Source organism: Streptacidiphilus sp. MAP12-33, assembly GCF_041261265.1.
GTDB lineage: Bacteria > Actinomycetota > Actinomycetes > Streptomycetales > Streptomycetaceae > Streptacidiphilus.
In genome coordinates, this window is sequence record NZ_JBGCCA010000032.1 from 42,695 (window position 1) to 61,429 (window position 18,735).

General features: G+C 72.6%; 14 protein-coding genes. 5 read left to right on the forward strand and 9 right to left on the reverse strand.

Translation table 11 applies throughout. The annotated features are described in order from the left end of the window. Positions 1 to 197: 197 nt before the first annotated feature. Positions 198 to 761: a DUF664 domain-containing protein gene (locus ABH931_RS28050; protein WP_370119002.1), complete on the reverse strand. Its 564-nt coding sequence runs from the start codon at positions 759 to 761 to the stop codon at positions 198 to 200. A gap of 78 nt (positions 762 to 839) precedes the next feature. Between ABH931_RS28050 and ABH931_RS28055 the strand changes: the two genes are divergently transcribed. Further along, on the forward strand, positions 840 to 1,799 hold the full coding sequence (locus tag ABH931_RS28055; protein WP_370119005.1) for a helix-turn-helix transcriptional regulator: 960 nt from the start codon (positions 840 to 842) through the stop codon (positions 1,797 to 1,799). 315 nt (positions 1,800 to 2,114) lie between these two features. Here the strand turns inward: ABH931_RS28055 and glnA are convergent, their stop codons facing one another. From glnA to ABH931_RS28070, 3 genes are all read right to left on the reverse strand, one after another. After that, positions 2,115 to 3,476 carry a type I glutamate--ammonia ligase gene (gene glnA, locus ABH931_RS28060; protein ID WP_370119008.1) on the reverse strand — a complete coding sequence of 454 codons (1,362 nt, stop codon included), beginning with the start codon at positions 3,474 to 3,476 and terminating at the stop codon, positions 2,115 to 2,117. 150 nt (positions 3,477 to 3,626) lie between these two features. Beyond that, positions 3,627 to 4,715 (reverse strand): C40 family peptidase, encoded by a 1,089-nt coding sequence (locus tag ABH931_RS28065; protein WP_370119011.1) that lies wholly within the window; start codon positions 4,713 to 4,715, stop codon positions 3,627 to 3,629. Between the two features lie 58 nt (positions 4,716 to 4,773). Beyond that, entirely contained in the window at positions 4,774 to 6,189 is a 1,416-nt protein-coding gene (locus ABH931_RS28070; RefSeq protein WP_370119012.1) for an SPFH domain-containing protein, read from the reverse strand. A gap of 234 nt (positions 6,190 to 6,423) precedes the next feature. Between ABH931_RS28070 and ABH931_RS28075 the strand changes: the two genes are divergently transcribed. After that, complete coding sequence (locus ABH931_RS28075; RefSeq protein WP_370119015.1) at positions 6,424 to 8,181, forward strand: NAD+ synthase; 1,758 nt, start codon at positions 6,424 to 6,426, stop codon at positions 8,179 to 8,181. Between the two features lie 24 nt (positions 8,182 to 8,205). Here ABH931_RS28075 and ABH931_RS28080 read toward each other — a convergent pair whose 3' ends face one another. The 4 genes from ABH931_RS28080 to ABH931_RS28095 all read right to left on the reverse strand — a co-directional run bounded on the left by ABH931_RS28080 (position 8,206) and on the right by ABH931_RS28095 (position 12,276). Further along, the gene (locus ABH931_RS28080) at positions 8,206 to 8,712 is read right to left on the reverse strand and encodes a GNAT family N-acetyltransferase (protein WP_370119018.1); all 507 of its coding nucleotides are present in this window, start codon (positions 8,710 to 8,712) and stop codon (positions 8,206 to 8,208) included. A gap of 61 nt (positions 8,713 to 8,773) precedes the next feature. Further along, complete coding sequence (locus ABH931_RS28085) at positions 8,774 to 9,748, reverse strand: endonuclease/exonuclease/phosphatase family protein (protein ID WP_370119021.1); 975 nt, start codon at positions 9,746 to 9,748, stop codon at positions 8,774 to 8,776. Positions 9,749 to 9,829: 81 nt separating this feature from the next. Continuing rightward, positions 9,830 to 10,627 carry a TetR/AcrR family transcriptional regulator gene (locus tag ABH931_RS28090; protein WP_370119024.1) on the reverse strand — a complete coding sequence of 266 codons (798 nt, stop codon included), beginning with the start codon at positions 10,625 to 10,627 and terminating at the stop codon, positions 9,830 to 9,832. A gap of 14 nt (positions 10,628 to 10,641) precedes the next feature. After that, the gene (locus ABH931_RS28095) at positions 10,642 to 12,276 is read right to left on the reverse strand and encodes an MFS transporter (protein ID WP_370119027.1); all 1,635 of its coding nucleotides are present in this window, start codon (positions 12,274 to 12,276) and stop codon (positions 10,642 to 10,644) included. Between the two features lie 205 nt (positions 12,277 to 12,481). Between ABH931_RS28095 and panB the strand changes: the two genes are divergently transcribed. The 3 genes from panB to ABH931_RS28110 all read left to right on the forward strand — a co-directional run bounded on the left by panB (position 12,482) and on the right by ABH931_RS28110 (position 15,221). Beyond that, positions 12,482 to 13,336: a 3-methyl-2-oxobutanoate hydroxymethyltransferase gene (gene panB, locus ABH931_RS28100; RefSeq protein ID WP_370119030.1), complete on the forward strand. Its 855-nt coding sequence runs from the start codon at positions 12,482 to 12,484 to the stop codon at positions 13,334 to 13,336. Between the two features lie 98 nt (positions 13,337 to 13,434). Next, positions 13,435 to 14,433, forward strand: coding sequence for an ATP-binding cassette domain-containing protein (locus tag ABH931_RS28105; protein WP_370119034.1), 999 nt, complete (start codon positions 13,435 to 13,437; stop codon positions 14,431 to 14,433). Continuing rightward, the gene (locus ABH931_RS28110) at positions 14,430 to 15,221 is read left to right on the forward strand and encodes an ABC transporter permease (RefSeq protein ID WP_370119037.1); all 792 of its coding nucleotides are present in this window, start codon (positions 14,430 to 14,432) and stop codon (positions 15,219 to 15,221) included. Before ABH931_RS28105 ends, ABH931_RS28110 begins: the two co-directional genes overlap by 4 nt. A 3-nt stretch (positions 15,222 to 15,224) precedes the next feature. Here the strand turns inward: ABH931_RS28110 and ABH931_RS28115 are convergent, their stop codons facing one another. Next, complete coding sequence (locus ABH931_RS28115; protein ID WP_370119040.1) at positions 15,225 to 18,647, reverse strand: BTAD domain-containing putative transcriptional regulator; 3,423 nt, start codon at positions 18,645 to 18,647, stop codon at positions 15,225 to 15,227. Positions 18,648 to 18,735 lie beyond the last annotated feature (88 nt).

The window sequence follows — 18,735 nt, forward strand, 5'->3', positions numbered from 1 at the left end:
CCCCAGAGCCCCGAAAGGGCTGGGCGGCAGTGGATTGATCTCGGCCGTGGTCAGACCCTTCGTCGTGCTACGGCTGGCCGGCCCCGATCGCGCCCCTGAGGGCATCGAGATCTTGCGCGGTGTCGTCCCGGGCGTCGTCCTCGGCGGTCGGCAGTTGTGCGCGCCGCCGGGCCCCTGGTTCCCCGTGCCGCCGGCGGTCACTGGGGCGGGTCCTCGCCGACCAGGCCGTCGACGGCCTCGCGCAGCAGGTCCGCGTGGCCGACGTGGCGGGCGTACTCGTCGTGCAGGTCGACCAGGAAGCGCCGCAGGTTCGGCGCCTGACCGGAGTCGCCGGCGAACTTCGAGGGCTGGTCCAGGCCGCCGTCGGCGATCGCGGCCGTCCAGGCGGCGCGGGACCGCTGGACCGCGCCCCGCCACAGCGCGTAGAGCTCTTCGGGGGCGTCGTCGGCCGCGGACTGCCACGCCCAGTCCCCGACGTCGGAGCCGGCCGCGCCGATCGCGTGCCACGGCGGCCCGAACGGCCGACCGGTCACATGGACGGCGACCTGCGCGTCCTCGACCAACGCGAGGTGCTTGAGCAGGCCGCCGAGGGTCATCGCCGACGGCGGGTACGCCTTTCCCAGGCCGGCGGCGTCCAGGCCGCCGCACTTCCAGGCGAACTGCGCGCGGGAGCGATCCAGCGCGAACAGCAGCAACTCGGCCTCGCCCGCGGTCATGGACGGTTCGTGGACTTCGGTGATCACAACGGTGTTCTCGGTCATGCCCCGCACCCTAAACTGCATTCCGGACGATCTACGTCCTGGTCTGCGAGGTGCGTGGCGACGCCGAAGGAGGACGCGGTGAAACCGGAGACGAACCCCACGGCACGGGCCCTGCTCGCCCTGGAACTGCTCCAGACCGCCCCGGGCATCACCGCCGACCGCCTCGCCGACAAGCTCGGCGTGTCCGAACGCGCCGCCCGGCGGTACGTCGGCTTCCTGCGCGACGCCGGCATCCCGATCAAATCCGTCCGCGGCCCATACGGCGGGTACAGCCTCGGCCGGGGCCTGCGCCTGCCGCCGCTGATGTTCAGCTCCGCCGAGGCCCTCGGCCTGGTCATGGCCGTCCTCGACGGCCACCACGACGCCGGCGATCCCGGCGGACCGGTCGGCAGCGCCCTCGGCAAGATCATGCGGGCGCTCCCCACGGCGGTCGCAGCCGAGGCCGAGGCGGTCCGCCGGACCGCGGCCCCGGTCCCCGACCGCGCTGCAGCCCGGCCCGACCCGGAGACCACCGCCGCACTCGTCCAGGCCTGCACGAACCACCGGCAGGCACGCTTCGGCTACCGCTCCGAAGCCGGGGCCGAATGGGCCGCCGCGGTCGACCCCTGGGCTGTCGTCGTCCGCCACGGCCGCTGGTACCTGCTGTGCCGCTCCCACCGCTCCGACGCCCGCCGCGCCTACCGCATCGACCGGATCCACCGCGTGGAAGTCCTCGACGAGACCTTCACACCCCCCACAGCCCTCGACCCGGTCGCCATGCTCGAAGAACACCTCGCCACCGGATGGGAATACCACGTCGACATCACCATCGACGCCCCCGCCAACGCCGCGGCCGCCTTCGTGCCCCGACCCCTGGGAACACTCCAACCGCTGGACGCCGACACCACCCGCCTGGTCGGCAGCACCAGCAACCCCACCTGGTACGCCGAACAGCTCGCGACGATCCCGGCGCCATACCGGATCATCGGATGCCCGGAGATCCAACAAGCCGCCCGACTCCTCGGCCAACGACTCCTGGCCGCGACTCCCAACAACTGAAGACCAACGACCGACCCGCCGAACGTTCCCGGTCACCGCACCAGGTGGTGGCACGCACACATCCTGGACGGGGCCAGGATCCCCGCCACCTCTCCTTGATCGTCGTCGGAATCTCCCAGTGGTTCACGCTCCGCGTCGCACCTGATGCCGAGCAGCGACGCCCGCACGACGCGATGAACAGCACGTACCGAGCGCGCCCCGCTCGCCTGACGGCCCGTAGACGGCCCCCAGAGCCCCGAAAGGGCCGGATCACCGTGGAGGGATCTCCACCGTGGTCCGGCCCTTCGTCGTGCTACGGGTGCCGCTGAGCTGCGGTTACAGCACCGGCAGGCCGCGGCGGAGTTCGAACGGGGTGACCTCGGAGCGGTACTCCTCCCACTCCTGGCGCTTGTTGCGCAGGAAGAAGTCGAAGACGTGCTCGCCGAGCGTCTCACGGACCAGCTCGCTGCGCTCCATCAGGTCGATGGCCTCGCCGAGGTTCTGCGGGAGGGGTTCGATGCCGAGCGCGCGGCGCTCGAGGGAGCTGAGGGCCCAGACGTCGTCGTCGGCGCCGGGCGGGAGTTCGTAGCCCTCGGCGATGCCCTTGAGGCCGGCGGCGAGGACGACGGAGTAGGCGAGGTACGGGTTGCAGCCCGTGTCGAGGGAGCGGATCTCGACGCGGGTCGAGCCCTGCTTGCCCGGCTTGTACATCGGCACGCGCACCAGCGCCGAGCGGTTGTTGTGGCCCCAGCAGATGTAGGAGGGGGCCTCGCCGCCCGCGCCCGCGGCGCGCTGGGAGCCGCCCCAAATGCGCTTGTAGGAGTTGACCCACTGGTTGGTGATCGCGGCGGTCTCCGCCGCGTGGCGCAGCAGGCCGGCGATGAAGGAGCGGCCGACCTTGGAGAGCTGGTACTCCGCGCCCGCCTCGTGGAAGACGTTGCGGTCGCCCTCGAAGAGCGACAGGTGGGTGTGCATGCCGGAGCCCGGGTGCTGGGAGAAGGGCTTGGGCATGAACGTCGCGTGGACGCCCTGCTCCAGGGCGACCTCCTTCATGACCAGGCGGAAGGTCATGATGTTGTCGGCCGTGGAGAGCGCGTCCGCGTAGCGCAGGTCGATCTCCTGCTGGCCCGGGGCGCCCTCGTGGTGGCTGAACTCCACCGAGATGCCCATCGACTCCAGCATGGTGATGGCCTGTCGGCGGAAGTCGTGGCCGACGCCGCGCGGGGTGTGGTCGAAGTAGCCGGACTGGTCCGCCGGGATGGGGGCGGTGCCGTCGCCGGGGAGGTTCTTGAGGAGGAAGAACTCGATCTCGGGGTGCGTGTAGAAGGTGAACCCGAGGTTGGAGGCCCTCTCCAGGGTGCGCTTGAGCACGTAACGGGGGTCCGCGAAGGACGGGGAGCCGTCCGGCATCAGGATGTCGCAGAACATGCGGGCGGTGCCCGGCGCCTCCGAGCGCCACGGCAGTATCTGGAAGGTGCCCGGGTCCGGCTTGGCCAGCATGTCGGACTCGTACACCCGGGCGAAGCCCTCGATCGCCGACCCGTCGAACCCGATGCCCTCCTCGAAGGCCTGGTCGAGTTCGGCCGGAGCCACCGCGACGGACTTCAGGAAACCCAGGACGTCGGTGAACCAGAGCCGGACGAAACGGATGTCTCGCTCTTCGAGAGTGCGGAGCACGAACTCCTGCTGCTTGCCCATGGCTACAGTCTCACCTCTGCGGTTTACGGATGCGTTACGCGCGGAAGCCGGGGGCGCACACGTCGCCCGCCAGGCCCACTGATCGCATCATTGCAGATAATGGGCCTGGCGGGATGTTCACACCGCTGAACAGCGCTCATCGGCGGACGCTCAGGAGACACGCCCGAAGAAGTCCGGGTAGTAACCGGTCGACAGCACCGAGATGCGCACGTCCGCGCCGGGGTGCGGGGCCTCGATGTAGCGGCCGCCGCCGAGGTAGATCGCCACGTGGTGGATGCCGCTGGAGCGGCTGCTGTTGGACCAGAAGACCAGGTCGCCGCGTCGCAGCTGGCTGGGCGAGATGGGCGTGGTGGCCCGGTACTGCTCGGCCGCGACCCGGGGGAGCTTGATCCCCGCACGGAAGAAGGCCTGCTGGACCAGGCCGGAGCAGTCGTAGCCGTACGGGCCGTTGCCGCCCCAGACGTAGGGCTTGCCCAGCTGGGCCTCGGCGAAGGCGATCGCCGACTCCACGCTGCCCGCGCCGTGACCGGGGCCGGGGGCGACCGGGCCGGGCGCCGGCGTGGAACCCGGGTCACCGGGGCCCGGGCCCGGGCCGGGGTGCCCGTAGCCCGCGTACCTGAGGTAGATGTCGTAGTGGGTGGTCCAGCGCCACTGGCCGTTCTTGCGGAACCAGTACCGCTGCCCGTCCCAGCCCCACTTGATGCCGTCCGCCGAAGGCGGCGTGGTCGTCGTGCCGCCGCCCGCGCCCGTCGCGCCCCCGGCGGCGCCCGTGTAGCGCAGGTAGACGTCGTAGTGGGTGGTCCAGCGCCACTCGCCGTTCTTGCGGAACCAGTACCGCTGCCCGTCCCAGCCCTGCCGTATACCGCCGTCGGTCGCGGTGGCGCCGCCACCGGAGCCACCACCGCCGGTGTGGCGCAGATAGATGTCGTAGTGGGTGGTCCAGCGCCACACGCCGTTGGACTGGAACCAGTACCGCTGCCCGTCCCAGCCCGCGTGGGCGGGCGCCGACTCGGCGCTCGCCGCGGGCGCGGCTATCAGGGCCGCGCCGCCGCCGACCGCGATCATCGCGGTGGTCGCGGCGGCGCGGAACAGCGGCCGGACGGTACCGCGTGGTTCGTGGGCCCGTGGCTTGCCCATCAGTGGCCGGGGGGCGGAACCGCCCGGTGACGCACCACCGCCGTGGGCACGGCAGTGGGCGCAGGTGCAGTCGGTGATGTCCAGCTCGGCGAAGGCGGTCATCGCGGACGGTCTCCGTTCCTCAGGGGTTCGAATGGCTCTTCGAAAAGTGCGGAGGTGGTCACGGAAGGTCTGCGGCGCGCTCCACCCGGGGCGCGGGCGGCACGGAAGGCGGGACGGAGCCCACGGGCGAGGCGCCGCCGGAGGACGCGGCGGAGGTCGCGCCGGAAGCCGCGGCGGAGGACGACGGGCCGGGCGTGACGGCAGTCGGCTCGACCACGTGTCGCTGCCGGCTGCCCCTCAGCCGGGAGGTCCGGGACGAGAGCGCCGTCGCGGAGCGGTGCAGGACGGGGAGGCGGCCGGCGTCCCCGAGCTGGTCCACGTCCGGGACGGCGGTGGCCGATCCCGGCGCCGGGCGCGCCCCGGCCCCCACGTCCCCGGCGGCCACAGCGGTCCCGGCGGCCACGGCGAGCGCGTCGTCCACATCGGCGGCAAAGCCCGCGCCGCCCGCGCCGGAAGCCTCGGCCGTACCGGACGAACCGGACGGACCGGCCGTGCCGGCCACGACCTGCGCGCGGCCGGGGACCGGGGCGGTGAGGAACGCCGCCACCAGGTCGCGGGTGAGCTCGGCGCGGAAGGTGTCGTCGAGTGTGAGCCCCTCGCCGCGCTCGAGCCGACGTAGCGTCAACGCCGCCGTCTCCACCGCGTCTCCGACGACGACCTCGCGGGTGCCCGCGTCCAGCTCGGCCAGCCGGCGGCGGCGCATGCTGTCGGCGAAGTCGGCCCGGTAACCGAGGCCGACGGCCTGGACGGAGTAGACGGCGATACCGACCGGGGCCATCTCGGCGCCGAGCAGGCGGGTCAGCTCACCACCGAGCCACTGGCCGTCGCGCAGGGAGGGGCCGGGGTTGGCGAAGCTGTCGCAGGGCAGGGTGGAGACGGTCCGGGCGAAGACGGACTCCGCGCTCAGAGCCAGGTGCCTGCCGTGGTCGTCGACGGCGAAGCGGGCCCGCGCGGTGTCCTTGACCTGCCAGACGATGATCAGCTCGGCGCTGATCGGCGACCCTTCGCGGTCGGTCGCCGCGATCGCCTCGCTGCGCCAGTGGCGGATCCGCACGTCGACAGGACGCCGCTTGAACAGCGGGTTCACCCACAACAGCCCGGGCCGGCGGACCGTGCCGCGGTAGCCGCCCCACCGGCTCAGCACGCGCGCGGTGCCCATCGAGTTGGCCATCAACCCGAAGAAGGCGACGACCACCACGACACCGCAGATCGCGAGCAGGGCGACGGCAGCCCGCTCCGGTACGACCGGTCCGCTGTCGTGCAGGGCCCGCCCGCCGGGAAACCAGCTCGGCAGGCCGGAGGCGCGACGGGCCTGCACCAGGACGGCGAGAACGGCGGCCACGAGAATCGCGAGCAGCGCCGTCCAGCCGGGCAGGACGCCGCGGGCCGGACGCTCCCTCAGTTCCGCGTCGGAGCGGGGCGGTCGACGAACCGCCCACGGGGCGGTGGCCCCTCCCTCGGCCGACTGGTCCACGTGGTCCATCCCCTCTGCGGACGATCGATCGTGCCCGCACCCTCGCTCGAAGGCTCGAACGTACCTTTATTTCGGACATACCGTCAATACGGCTATATCTCGCTCGTATCAGAGCATCTATACCAATAGCCGCATGCCCGGATAAGGCAGGCAAGGAAACGCCGCCGAACGAGTACTCCTTGATCACCGACCCCTTCCGGCACATAGCGTCGAAGAGACGATTACTCTGGGGGCATGCCTAGCCTTCGCCTCGCGTTGAATCAGGTGGACAGCGTCGTCGGCGACATCGACGGCAATGCCGAACTCGTCGTCCGCTGGACCCGACACGCCGCCGAACAGGGCGCTCACCTGGTCGCCTTCCCCGAGCTGGCGCTGAACGGCTATCCCATCGAGGACCTGGCGCTGCGTCCGTCCTTCATCGAGGCCTCCCGCTCGGCGCTGGTCGCGCTCGCGGCGCGGCTCGCGGCGGAAGGCCTGGGCGAGACTCCGGTGGTCGTCGGCTACCTGGGCAAGTCACTCCAGGACACCCCGCGGCTCGGGCTCCCGGCCGGTTCTCCGCAGAACTGCGCCGCCGTACTCCACATGGGTGAGGTCGTCACCCGGACGGCCAAGCACCACCTGCCCAACTACGGCACGTTCGACGAGTTCCGCTACTTCGTGCCCGGCGACACCCTGCCCGTCGTACGGGTGCGGGGCGTCGACGTCGCCCTCGCCATCTGCGAGGACATCTGGCAGGACGGCGGCCGGGTCCAGGCCGCGCGCCAGGCCGACGCCGGGCTGCTGCTCGTGGTCAACGCCTCCCCCTACGAGGCGCGGCGCGGCGCGGAGCGACTCGCCCTGGTCCGCCGCCGCGCGGCCGAGGCCGGCTGCACGCTCGCCTACGTCAACCTCGTCGGTGGCCAGGACGAGCTGGTCTTCGACGGCCAGTCGGTCGTCGTCGGCGCCGACGGCACGGTGCTGGCGCGCGCGCCGCAGTTCGAGGAGGGCTGCCTGCTGCTCGACCTCGACCTGCCGCAGGCCACCGCGCCCGTCGACGGCACCACCCGCATCGTTGCGGACGGCCTGGAGATCAGGCGCACCGTCCTGTCGCCGGACCCACTGCCCGCTCCCGAGGAGCCGGTCGCCGCGGGCCGGGCCGCGCCGATGGACGAGCTGGAGGAGATCTACGCCGCGCTGGTCTGCGGGCTGCGGGCGTACGTGCGCAAGAACGGCTTCCGCTCGGTGCTGGTCGGCCTGTCCGGCGGCATCGACTCCGCGCTCGTCGCGGCGCTGGCGGTGGACGCGATCGGTGCGGCGAACGTCCACGGCATCTCCATGCCGAGCGCCTACTCCTCCGACCACTCCCGCGACGACGCGGCCGAGCTGGCCCGTCGCACCGGGCTGGACTTCCGGACGGTGTCCATCGCGCCCATGTTCGACGCGTATGTGGACGCGCTGGACCTCAAGGGCCTGGCCGAGGAGAACCTCCAGTCACGGCTGCGCGGCACGCTGCTGATGGCGGTCTCGAACCAGGAGGGCCACCTCGTGCTCGCGCCGGGCAACAAGAGCGAGCTGGCGGTCGGTTACTCGACCCTCTACGGCGACTCGGTGGGCGCGTTCGGTCCGATCAAGGACGTCTACAAGACGCTGGTCTTCCGTCTCGCGCGCTGGCGCAACGAGATCGCCGAGGCACGCGGGGAGACCCCGCCGATCCCGGAGAACACCATCGTCAAGCCGCCGTCCGCGGAACTGCGGCCGGGCCAGGTCGACACGGACTCACTGCCCGAGTACGACGTCCTGGACGCCGTCCTGACGGCCTATGTGGAACAGGACCGCGGCCTGGCCGCGATCGTCGCCGCGGGCTTCGACCGGGCGCTGGCCGAGCGGGTGATCCGGCTGGTGGACACGGCGGAGTACAAGCGCCGGCAGTACCCGCCGGGCACGAAGATCTCTCCGAGGAACTTCGGCCGCGACCGCCGCCAGCCCATCACCAACCGCTGGCGCGAGAGGTAGCGAGGGTCAGCCGGGCAGCGAGAGTCAGCCGGGGCGACGACGGGTCAGCAGCACGGTGGTGCTCCCGTCGTCCTCGCTGATGTCCCTGACGTGCTCGAAGCCGGCCTTCCGCAGCAGGCCGAGCGAGACGGTGTTGGGCGCGGCCACGGTGGCGTGCACCGCGGCCAGCCCGAGGACGTCGAACGCGTGGGCGACCAGGGTCCGGACGAGCTCCGTCCCGAGGCCCTGCCCCCACACGTCCGCGGCCAGCGCGTAGACGATCTCCTGACCGCCGGACACCTCGGTGGGCTTGATCTCGGCGTGCCCGACCAGCGCGCCGTCACGGCGGACGGCCCAGACCGCGAAGAGGTCCTGGGCGTAGACCTTGGTGAAGATCCGCCCGAACAGCTCCCGGTCCTCGGCCTCCGTGGCCGGGCCGTCGCCCATCCAGCGTGAGACGCGCTCGTCCTGGAACAGGGCGACGAAGCCCTCCTCGTCCGCGGGGACGTACGGCTCGAGCAGCAGGCGGTCGGCGTGCAGCGTCGGGGTCATGATCGCGGACGCTACCGGCCGGCCGATCGGCCGGGCAACGGCTTTGCGCCGGTGCGAGCGCCTACAGCTCGAAGTGCGCGCCGATCGGGAGGTGGTCACTGCCCGTGCGGGGCAGGGTCCAGGCGGCGGTCGGGGTGATGCCGCGGGACATGATCTGGTCGATGCGCGCGGAGGGGAAGCTCGCGGGCCAGGAGAAGCCGAAGCCCGCGCCCGCGCTGCCCTGGGCGGAGCGCAGTTGCATGGTGAGCGGCGCCAGCGCGCGGTCGTTCATGGTGCCGTTCATGTCGCCGAGCAGCAGCACCCGCCTGAGCTTCTCCGCGCTGATCGCCTCCCCCAGCGCCTCCGCGCTGTGGTTGCGCTGGTTGGCGGTGAAGCCGCCGTCGAAGTGGACGCGGACCGAGGGCATGTGGGCGACGTAGACGGCGAGGTCACCCTCGGGCGTCTGCACGGTGGCCCGCAGGGCGCGGGTCCAGCCGATCTTGATGTCGACGGGTCCGGTGTCGCTCAGCGGGTACTTCGACCACAGGCCGACGGTGCCCTCGACGACGTGGTAGCGGTAGGTGGTCTCCAGCGTCTGCCGGATGACCGGGAGCTCGGTGCCGGTGATCTCCTCCAGGGAGATGACGTCCGGATCGGCCGCCATCAGCGTCCGCATCGTGCTCGCGACGCTCGTGTTGTCCGCGCTGATGTTGTGCTGGACGGCGGTGAAGTCGTAGGAGCCACCGCTCTTGTCCGGGATCAGCGGGGCGAACATCAGCATCCAGACCAGGGTCGGCGCGAGCAGCGCCACCAGCGCGACGGCGGAGCGGCGCAGCAGCGCGAGCGTGAGCAGCACCGGAACGCCCAGCCCGAACCAGGGCAGGAAGGTCTCGATCAGGCTGCCGAAGTTGCCGATCGTGTCGGGAATCTGCCGGTGGAAGGCGAGCACCGCCGCCAGCAGCAACCCCAACGCGGCCAGCACCCAGCCGCGCCGCCAGGCGGAGCGGCCCTTGCCGTCCCGTCCGCGCCAGTGGAGTCCCCCGAAGCCGCGAAGCATGCGCTTTTCCTCACCCTTGCCCTAGTTGGTCCCGTTTGCCGGAACTCAGCCTATGGGTGAGGAGACGCCCCGCTCCCGACCTCAGGTTCCGTCGGCGTTGCTGTGAACCGGATCTCTGTACGACGGTAGCGCGATGCCCTCCAGTACCGCGTCGACGATCGTGGCCGCCAGGGCCGGGTCCTCGAGGGAGGCGTCCGGGTGCAGCACCGCACGGGAGAGCATCGGGCCGACGATCAGCTCGCCGAGCAGGTCGGCGTCGATGTCCGAGCGCAGCTCACCGCGGAGCTGTGCCCCCTCGACCAGCCGGCGCATCGCCCTGCGACGGGGCTCGATGACCGTCTCGTGGTAGCGGCAGTAGAGGTCGGGGATGGCGCGGATCTCCGCGCCGATCATGGCGAGGTTGGTGCCGGAGCGGCGGTTCACCGCGTTCAGGCGGATGCTCTCCAGGGCCGCGATCAGCGACTCGCGCAGGGTGCCGCGTTCGCAGACGGGCTCCAGCTTGGACTCCAGCTGCGTGAGCAGGTGCAGCAACAGCGCGTCCTTGTCCGCCCAGCGGCGGTAGATCGTGGCCTTGCCCACGCCCGCCTCGGCGGCGATGGCCTCGACCGTGAGGCCGGCCAGGCTGGAACCGTTGTCCAGCAGGCGCAGCATACCCTCGACGATCGAGGCCTCCACCGCCTCGCTGCGCGGGCGCCCGCGCTTGGCCGGGGCGGGAGCAGGGGCGGGAGCCGGGGCCGAAGCGGGGGCCGAAGCGGGGGCCGATGCGGGAGCAGGGGCGGGAGCAGGGGCGGTGGCACGCTGCGGGCCGAGCTCGCGGCTGATCAGGTTCTCGAACTCGCTGTCAACGGTGTGACCGGCCTGACCGGCGTTGCTGCTCACCACCCCATCCTCCCTCACTCCGCTTGCGTCCCGGTAGCGTCGGCCGGAACCTGACCCGCGTCGGACGCGCCGCCCGCACGTGGCGTCATCGCGCCGCCGTAGGCCGCGGCCCGGCCCGGCAGGAAGGCGATCGCCACGATCATCCCGAGCACCGCCGCCACCGCGGCGCCCGCTGCCGTCACGTGCATGGCGTGGACGAACGCGTCCTTGGCCGGATCGACCAGTGCGGCGGCGTGGAACTGCGGCTGCTCGGCGATGCCGAGGGTGCCCTCGATCGACTCGCCGGCCGGACCGCGCAGGGCGGGCGGCAGCGCGGCGAGGTGGCCGCTGATGCCGCTGCGGTAGCTCGTGGACAGCAGCGCGCCCAGCACGGCCACCCCGAGCGACCCGCCGACCTGCCGGAAGGTATTGTTGACGGCCGAGCCGGAGCCGGCCTTCTCACGCGGCAGGCTGGCCATGATGGTGACCGAGGCCGGCGGCATGACCAGGGCCATACCGGCGCCCTGGACGAAGGCGATGACCTCCAGCACCCAGATGCCCGTGGAGCGGCCCAGCGTCATGAAGCCGACGAAGGCAGCGGCGATCAGGAACATGCCGAACGCGACGGTGAACCGGACGCCGTAGCGGTCCACGACGAACCGGGCGCGAGGGGAGAAGATCAGCTGCGCGACCGCGAGCGGGAGCAGCAGCAGACCGGCCTGGAGCGGGCTGTAGCCGCGCACGCTCTGGATGTAGAAGACACCGAAGAAGGTGACGCCCATCAGCGCGAAGAAGGCGAGGCCGATGGCCACGACCGAGGCGGAGAAGTGCTTGTTGCGGAACCAGGAGATGGTCAGCACCGGGTGGGCCGCGCGCTTCTGGTAGAGCACGAAGGCCACCAGCACCAGCAGGCCGACGGTGATCGGCACCCAGCTCTCGGTGGCGCCGAAGTCGGCGTCCTGGCCGCCCTTGATGATGCCGTAGATCAGCGCCACCAGGCCGACCATGGAGAGCAGCACACCCAGCGGGTCGAGCTTGCCCGGGTTCGGGTCGCTGGAGTCCGGCACGAGCACGACCATGCCGATCAGCGCGGCCACCACGATGGGGACGTTGACCAGGAAGACCGAACCCCACCAGAAGTGGGCCAGCAGCAGCCCGCCCGCGATCGGGCCGATGGCGATGGCGAGACCCACCGCGCCGGACCAGATGCCGATGGCCTTCGGGTGCTCCTCGCGCTCGAAGACGTTCATGATGATGGCCAGCGTGGCCGGCAGCACGAAGGCGCCACCGAAACCCATCACCGCGCGGAAGGCGATGAGCTCACCCGGACTGCTCGCCATGGAGCAGAGCAGCGAGCCCGCCCCGAACACGACCATGCCGAAGAGCAGCACCTTCTTGCGACCGAGCCGGTCGCCCAGCAGGCCGGCCGTGAACAGCAGGCCCACGAAGACCAGCGTGTAGGAGTTGATCGCCCACTCCAGCTGGCTCTGGGTGGCACCCAGACCCGTCGGCTTCGGGGAGGCGATCGTCTTCATCGCGACGTTCAGGATCGAGTTGTCCAGCACCACAACGAGCAGGCTGAAGACCAGAACGGTGAGGATCGCCCAGCGGCGCTTGTGTATCGCCTCGGGCACCCGCGGCGGAGCAGCGGCAGGGGCAGTCGTCGTCATGGGAGGTAGCGTAGCCCATTTTCGATACGAGAACGTCTCGTATCGAAAATGAGGCCCGATGGAGTGAGCGGACGAGCGGAGAGTGACGTGTGCGACTGCGGCGCCCGGGGCACTCCCCTTTCCTCCGCCGTGGGCGCGTGCCAGCATGGGACGTGATCCGGGGACGCCGAACGGCGCCACGAGACCAACATTCAGGAGACACGTCATGCAGAACGGTTCGCTCCCGCCTGCCCCGAAGTCCCTCTACGGCGGCGTCACCTCGCGCCGCGTGACCGTCCGCGACCTGGCCGCCGCGAAGACCCGCGGCGAGCGCTGGGCCATGCTGACCGCCTACGACGCGATGACCGCGGGCGTCTTCGACGAGGCCGGCGTCCCGGTACTGCTCGTCGGCGACTCGATGGGCAACTGCCACCTCGGCTACGACACCACCGTGCCGGTCACCATGGACGAGATCGCGATGCTGTCCGCCGCGGTCGTCCGCGGCACCAAGCGCGCCCTGGTCGTCGCCGACCTGCCGTTCGGCAGCTACCAGGAGTCCCCGGCGCAGGCGCTCCGCAACTCGGTACGCCTGATGAAGGAGTCCGGCGTCCACGCGGTCAAGCTGGAGGGCGGCGAGCGCTCCGCCCCGGCGATCGAGATGCTGGTCCAGGCCGGCGTCCCGGTCATGGCCCACCTGGGCCTGACCCCGCAGTCCGTGCACGCCCTCGGCGGCTACCCGGTCCAGGGCCGCGGCGACGAGGCCGCCCACCAGCTGCTGCGGGACGCCAAGACCGTCCAGTCGGCGGGCGCGTTCGCGGTGGTCCTGGAGGCGGTCCCCGCCGAGCTGGCCGCGCAGGTCACCCACGAGCTGCACGTCCCGACCGTCGGGATCGGCGCGGGCGTCGGCTGCGACGCCCAGGTGCTGGTCTGGACGGACATGTCCGGGATGACGGACGGCCGCGTGCCGAAGTTCGTCAAGCAGTACGCCAACCTGCGCGCCGAGCTGGGCCGCGCGGCGGCGGAGTACATGGACGAGGTCCGCACCGGCGCCTTCCCGGCGGAGGAGCACACCTTCCACTGACCCGAGCCCGGCAGGGCCCCGCGCCCCCAGGTTGACGGTGGGCTGGTTGACGGTGGGCTGACGGAGGCGTGACGGCGCCCAGCGGCAGAGTGCCTCGCATGGAGCTGAGGACGAATCCGAGCCGGGCCGCCGCCGTGCGGGTGCGGGGGCTGGCGAAGTACTACGGGGAGACCACGGCCCTCGACGGCGTCGATCTCGACGTCGCCGAGGGCACCGTGATGGGGGTGCTCGGGCCGAACGGGGCCGGGAAGACGACACTGGTGCGGATCCTGTCCACGCTGGTGCGCGCGGACGCCGGACAGGCGTGCGTCGCCGGGTGGGACGTGGAGCGCCAGCCGCACCGGCTGCGCCGGGCCATCGGGCTGACGGGGCAGTTCGCCGCCGTCGACGAGCTGCTCTCCGGCTACGAGAACCTCTACCTGATCGGCCGGCTGCTGGACCTGAGCGCCAAGGGGGCGCGCCGCCGTGCCGAGGAGCTGCTGGAGCGCTTCTCCCTCACCGAGGCCGCGCGCCGCCCGGCCAGGACGTACTCCGGCGGCATGCGCCGCCGCCTCGACCTGGCCGCCTCGATGATCGGTCGCCCGCTCGTGCTCTTCCTCGACGAGCCGACCACCGGGCTGGACCCGCGCACCCGCAACGAGGTGTGGACGGAGGTCCGCCACATGGTCGACCAAGGCTCGACAGTGCTGCTGACCACCCAGTACATGGAGGAGGCCGAGCAGCTCGCCTCCGACCTCACCGTCATCGACCGCGGCAAGGTGATCGCCGCCGGGAGCGTGGACGCGCTCAAGCGGCAGGTCGGCCACCAGACGCTGACGATCCGGCCCGCCCGGCCGGACCAGCTGGACGCCATGGTCCGCCGGCTGGCCGACCACGGCGTCGCCGCCGTGCCCGACGGGGAGGGCCGCCTGGCGGTCCCCGCCGGTGACGACGCCGAGCTGACGGCCGCGGTGGCCGCGCTCGGCACCTCCGGCCTGGGCGTCGCCGCGCTGGAGATGCGGCTGCCGAGCCTGGACGAGGTGTTCCTGGCCGTCACCGCAGCGCAGTCCGCTCCGGCCGCTCCCGCTCCCCTCTCGCCCCTGGAGTCCGTCGCATGAGCGCCTACGCCGCCGACCAGCGCACCAGCCTGCGCGCCAGCGCGCACCACATCGGCGCGCTGACGCGCCGCAACCTGATGCGGATGAAGGCCGACCCGGAGTCCCTGCTCGACGCCCTGCTGATGCCGATCCTCTTCACCGTGCTCTTCGTCTACGTCTTCGGCGGGGCGGTGGCGGGCAACTCGCACAACTACATCCAGTACATGATCCCGGGCCTGTTCGGGCAGATCGGCCTCAGCCTGGCGATGGCCGTGGGCACGGGCCTCAACGTGGACTTCACCAGCGGCGTCATGGACCGCTTCCGGACGATGCCGATCGCACGCTCCTCCGTGCTCGTCGCCAAGCTGCTGGCGGAGAGCTGCCGTTCGGCGGTCTCGCTGGTGATCCTCGTCCTGTTCGCGATGTGCCTGGGGCTGCGCGTCCACACCAACCCGCTGAACGTGCTGGCCACGCTCGGACTGGCGCTGGCCTTCGGCACGGGCATGGTCTGGGTGTCCATGCTGCTCGGCATGGCGATGAAGAACGCGCAGGCCATGCAGGGCGTCGCCATGCTGGTCATCGTGCCGCTCCAGTTCGGGAGTTCGACGTTCGCCCCGGTGCACTCGATGCCTGGATGGCTGCAGGCCTTCACGAAGATCAACCCGCTGTCCTCGCTGGCGGACGCGAGCCGCGCGCTGATCAACGGCGGTCCGGTGCTGCATCCGGCGCTGCTCGCGCTCGCCTGGTCGGTGGGGCTGACCGCCGTCTTCGCCCCGCTGGCCGTCGCCCGCTTCCGCAAGCGGGCCTGACGGTCAGCCGTCCGCCTCCCCGTGCATCAGCCGCACGGTCTGTGACGAGTCCATCGCCCGGCCCTCCGCGTAGGCCTGCTCGTACCCGGCGTCGCCCAGGAGCGCGCGCAGGCCGGCGGCGGTCTCGGCCAGAGCGGCGCGGTCCAGCTGGTGCTTGGCCGAGCGGGTCTGCAACTGTTCGTACGCCCCGAGGATACGGGCCGCCGTGCGGGCCGGGTCCTGCTCCGGGACCAGGCCCGCCTCCGCGCACCGCCACAGCGTGCCGGTCAGGGCGGGCGCCACCACCAGCGGCAACTGCTCGGGGACGAGCGGCGTGAGCGGGTGGCTGCGCAGCTCCTCCAGGCCGGCCCGGACCCGGCGCAGTCCGTCCACCGGCCGGCCGTCCATCGCCTCGACGGCACCGAGCAGGCTGGTGATCATCCCGTTGAGCAGGTTGGCGGCACCGGGCCGGGGGGAGTCGACCAGCAGTCCCTCCAGCAGGGTCCGCGCCTCCCCGAGACGCTGCTGGCGCATCCGCAGACCGGCCAGCAGCATCGTGCCGAACATGCCGGCGCCCTGGCCGATGACCCCGTAGGCCGTCGACTCCTCGATGGCGCGGACCAGTTCGGCCGCGCCCTCGTCGTACCGGCCGAGGCCGACGAGCGCGTCGCCGAGGCGCACCCGCAGGATCGGCTGCTCCTGGTCGGCACCGACCTCGTGGGCCAGCTCCATCGCCTCCCGGCAGCAGCGCGCACCCTCCTCGAACTCGCCGGCGAAGTTGGCGATCTCGGCCCGCCCGGCCAGCGCCTCGGCCCGGCCCCAGCGGTCGCCGATCTCGGTGAACAGCCGCTGGCTCTCGGCGGCGTCCCGCTCGGCCTGGTCCCGCCGATCCCACTGGTCGTTGAGCAGCTTGGAACGGATCTGCAGGGTGCAGGCGAGCTCCCAGCGCCGTCCGAACCGGCGGCAGCCGTCGACGAGTCCGTCGGCCACCGGCTGCAACTGCTCCAACAGCCCCGCGTACATCACGATGTAGACCCGCTGGAGGGCGGGCATCCGGGCCGACTGGGGCAGTTCGGGACGGTAGAACGCGATGATCCGGGCGCCGAGCTCCCGCATCTCCGGGGACGGCACGCCACCGTAGATGCCCTCGGCAGTGAGTAGCGAGCCGGTGACGGCGGCCCGGCGGGCCTCCTCCAGCACCGGCCGCGGCCACGGCGGCGGCAGGTCGCACGGGCCTTCGGTGACCGGCACGGCGGGCAGGTCGAAGGGGTCGCCGGGGACGAGGGCCAGCACCGCCTTGTTCCAGTCGTGCGCCTCGTCCCGCTGGTTGCGCAGGTTCCAGTACCAGCCGAGGTTGCACAGCAGGCTCAGCGCCTCCTGCTCCTCCCCCGCCTCCACGGCGCGGCGCAGCGCGGCGCGCAGGTTGTCGTGCTCCGCGTCGAGCAGTCGCAGCGCGTCGAGTTGGGCATCGGTGCGCAGCAGCGGGTCGGTGGTGCGGGCGAGTTCGCGGAACCACCGCAGGTGCGCACCGGCCGGCGTCCCGGGCGCGGCCGTCCCGGGCGCGGCGGTCTCGGACGCGGCGGTCTCGGACAGGCGCTCGGCCGCGTACTCGTGGATGGTCTCCAGCATCCGGTAGCGGGGGCCGCCCGCTCCGGACGCGGTGAGATCCACCTGGATCAGCGACTTGTCGACAAGGGAGAGCAGGCTGGGCGCGACGTCCTCGGCCGGCAGCTCCGCCGCGTCGGCGCAGATCGCCTCGGCGGCGTCGAGGGTCCAGCCCCCGGCGAAGACGCTCAGGCGGGCGAGGAGGGTCCGTTCCGGCCCTTCCAGCAGGTCCCAGCTCCAGTCCACGACCGCGCGCAGGGTCTGCTGCCGGGGCAGGTCGGTGCGGCTGCCACCGGTCAGCAGGGTGAACCGGCGGTCGAGCCGGTGCGCGAGCTGGCGGGGCGTCATCGCCCGCAGCCGGGCCGCCGCCAGCTCGATGGCCAGCGGCAGACCGTCCAGCCGACGGCACAGTTCGGCGCAGGCCTCCGGATCCTGCGCCGGATCGGCCGGATCGAAGCCCGGCCGGGCGGCGGCGCCGCGCTCGGCGAGCAGCCGCAGCGCGGTCGGTTCCGGCAGCGGCTCGACCGGGCGGACCAGCTCGCCCGCGACGCCGAGAGGTTCGCGGCTGGTCGCGAGCACGGTGACGCCGGGACAGTGGGCCACCAGGCGGTCGGCGAGCTCGGCGGCGGCCTGGACGAGGTGCTCGCAGTTGTCGAGCACCAGCAGCAGCTCGCGCGGGCCGCAGAACTCCAGCAGGCGGCCGAGCGGCCCGTCGGCGCCGGGAACGCCAGGAGCACCGGGGACGGCGGCCGCGAGCGGCTCCGACATCCCGAGGCCCAGATGCGTCGCCCGCAGGCCGAGGGCGCCGAGGGCGGCGTCCACGACCGCGCGCGGGTCGTCCAGGGGCGCGAGCTCGACCTGCCACACCCCGTCCGGGTACGCCCCGGCCAGCGCGGCGCCGGCCTGCTGCGCCAGGCGTGTCTTGCCGGTCCCGCCCGGCCCGGTCAACGTCAGCACGCGCGCCTGCGGCAGTTCCGCACGCAACGCGTCGAGCTCCGCCTCCCGCCCGACGAAACTGGTCACCCGCGCAGGGAGGTTGCCGGGCGGCCGCCCCTCCGCGCCCGCGCGCGGCGGCGCGGCAGGCGCGGCAGGCGCGGTGGGCGCGGTGGGCACGGTGGGCGCGGTGGGCGCGAGCAGCTGCGCGTAGGCGGCCTGGAGGGCCGGGCTCGGGTCGGCGCCGAGCTCGGTGGCCAGCGCGCGGCGGAGGGAGTCGTAGGCGCGCAGGGCGTCCGCCGTGCGCCCGCCGGCGTGGAGGGCGCGGAGGTGGAGGAGGTGCCACGGCTCGTCGAGCGGCTCCGCCGCCAGGCGTTCGGCGAGCTCGGGGAGGACCTGGGCCGCGCGCCCGAGCGCGAGCTCGGCCTCGACGCGGGCGCGGAGCGCGGCCGCGTGCTCGGCCTCCAGGCGCCGCGCGGCGTCCTCACGGATCGGCAGGTCGGCGAGCGCCGGACCACGCCACAGCGCGAGCGCCTCCCCCAAGCGCTCGGCCGCCCGTGCGGGCGGCGCCCCGCCCGCTTCGGCGACGAGCGCGCGGAACGCGGCGACGTCGGTGTCGCCGCCGAGCAGGCGGTAGCCCTCCGGGCCGGAGCCCACCCGGTCGGGGCCCAGCGCGCGCCGCAGTCGGGCCACCAGCGTCTGCAGCGCGTCCTGCGGGTCGGCGGGACCGGACTCGCCCCAGATCTCCTCGATCAGCGCCCACGGCTGCGCGGCCCGGCCCTCGCGCAGCGCGAGCGCCGCGAGCAGCGCACGCAGCCGTCCGCCCGGCAGGGGCACCGGCCGGTGGTCGTCGCCGAGCACGAGCGTGCTGCCGAGGATGCCGTAGCGCATCCCCATATTCTGGATCATCGGCGCAACCCCGGGCACGCCTCCCGTGGAACCGGGCCGGGGGCGCGTGCGTTCACCACTTCAGGTGCGGATCGCCGTGCGCGGAGCT

What these genes read in the sequence shown, in the direction of transcription:
- ABH931_RS28050 (WP_370119002.1), bottom strand. Translation starts at nt 761, where the DNA reads ATGACCGAGAACACCGTTGTGATCACCGAAGTCCACGAACCGTCCATG.
- glnA (WP_370119008.1), bottom strand. Translation starts at nt 3,476, where the DNA reads ATGGGCAAGCAGCAGGAGTTCGTGCTCCGCACTCTCGAAGAGCGAGAC.
- ABH931_RS28065 (WP_370119011.1), bottom strand. Translation starts at nt 4,715, where the DNA reads ATGACCGCCTTCGCCGAGCTGGACATCACCGACTGCACCTGCGCCCAC.
- ABH931_RS28075 (WP_370119015.1), top strand. Translation starts at nt 6,424, where the DNA reads ATGCCTAGCCTTCGCCTCGCGTTGAATCAGGTGGACAGCGTCGTCGGC.
- ABH931_RS28080 (WP_370119018.1), bottom strand. Translation starts at nt 8,712, where the DNA reads ATGACCCCGACGCTGCACGCCGACCGCCTGCTGCTCGAGCCGTACGTC.
- ABH931_RS28085 (WP_370119021.1), bottom strand. Translation starts at nt 9,748, where the DNA reads ATGCTTCGCGGCTTCGGGGGACTCCACTGGCGCGGACGGGACGGCAAG.
- ABH931_RS28095 (WP_370119027.1), bottom strand. Translation starts at nt 12,276, where the DNA reads ATGACGACGACTGCCCCTGCCGCTGCTCCGCCGCGGGTGCCCGAGGCG.
- panB (WP_370119030.1), top strand. Translation starts at nt 12,482, where the DNA reads ATGCAGAACGGTTCGCTCCCGCCTGCCCCGAAGTCCCTCTACGGCGGC.
- ABH931_RS28105 (WP_370119034.1), top strand. Translation starts at nt 13,435, where the DNA reads ATGGAGCTGAGGACGAATCCGAGCCGGGCCGCCGCCGTGCGGGTGCGG.
- ABH931_RS28110 (WP_370119037.1), top strand. Translation starts at nt 14,430, where the DNA reads ATGAGCGCCTACGCCGCCGACCAGCGCACCAGCCTGCGCGCCAGCGCG.
- ABH931_RS28115 (WP_370119040.1), bottom strand. Translation starts at nt 18,647, where the DNA reads ATGATCCAGAATATGGGGATGCGCTACGGCATCCTCGGCAGCACGCTC.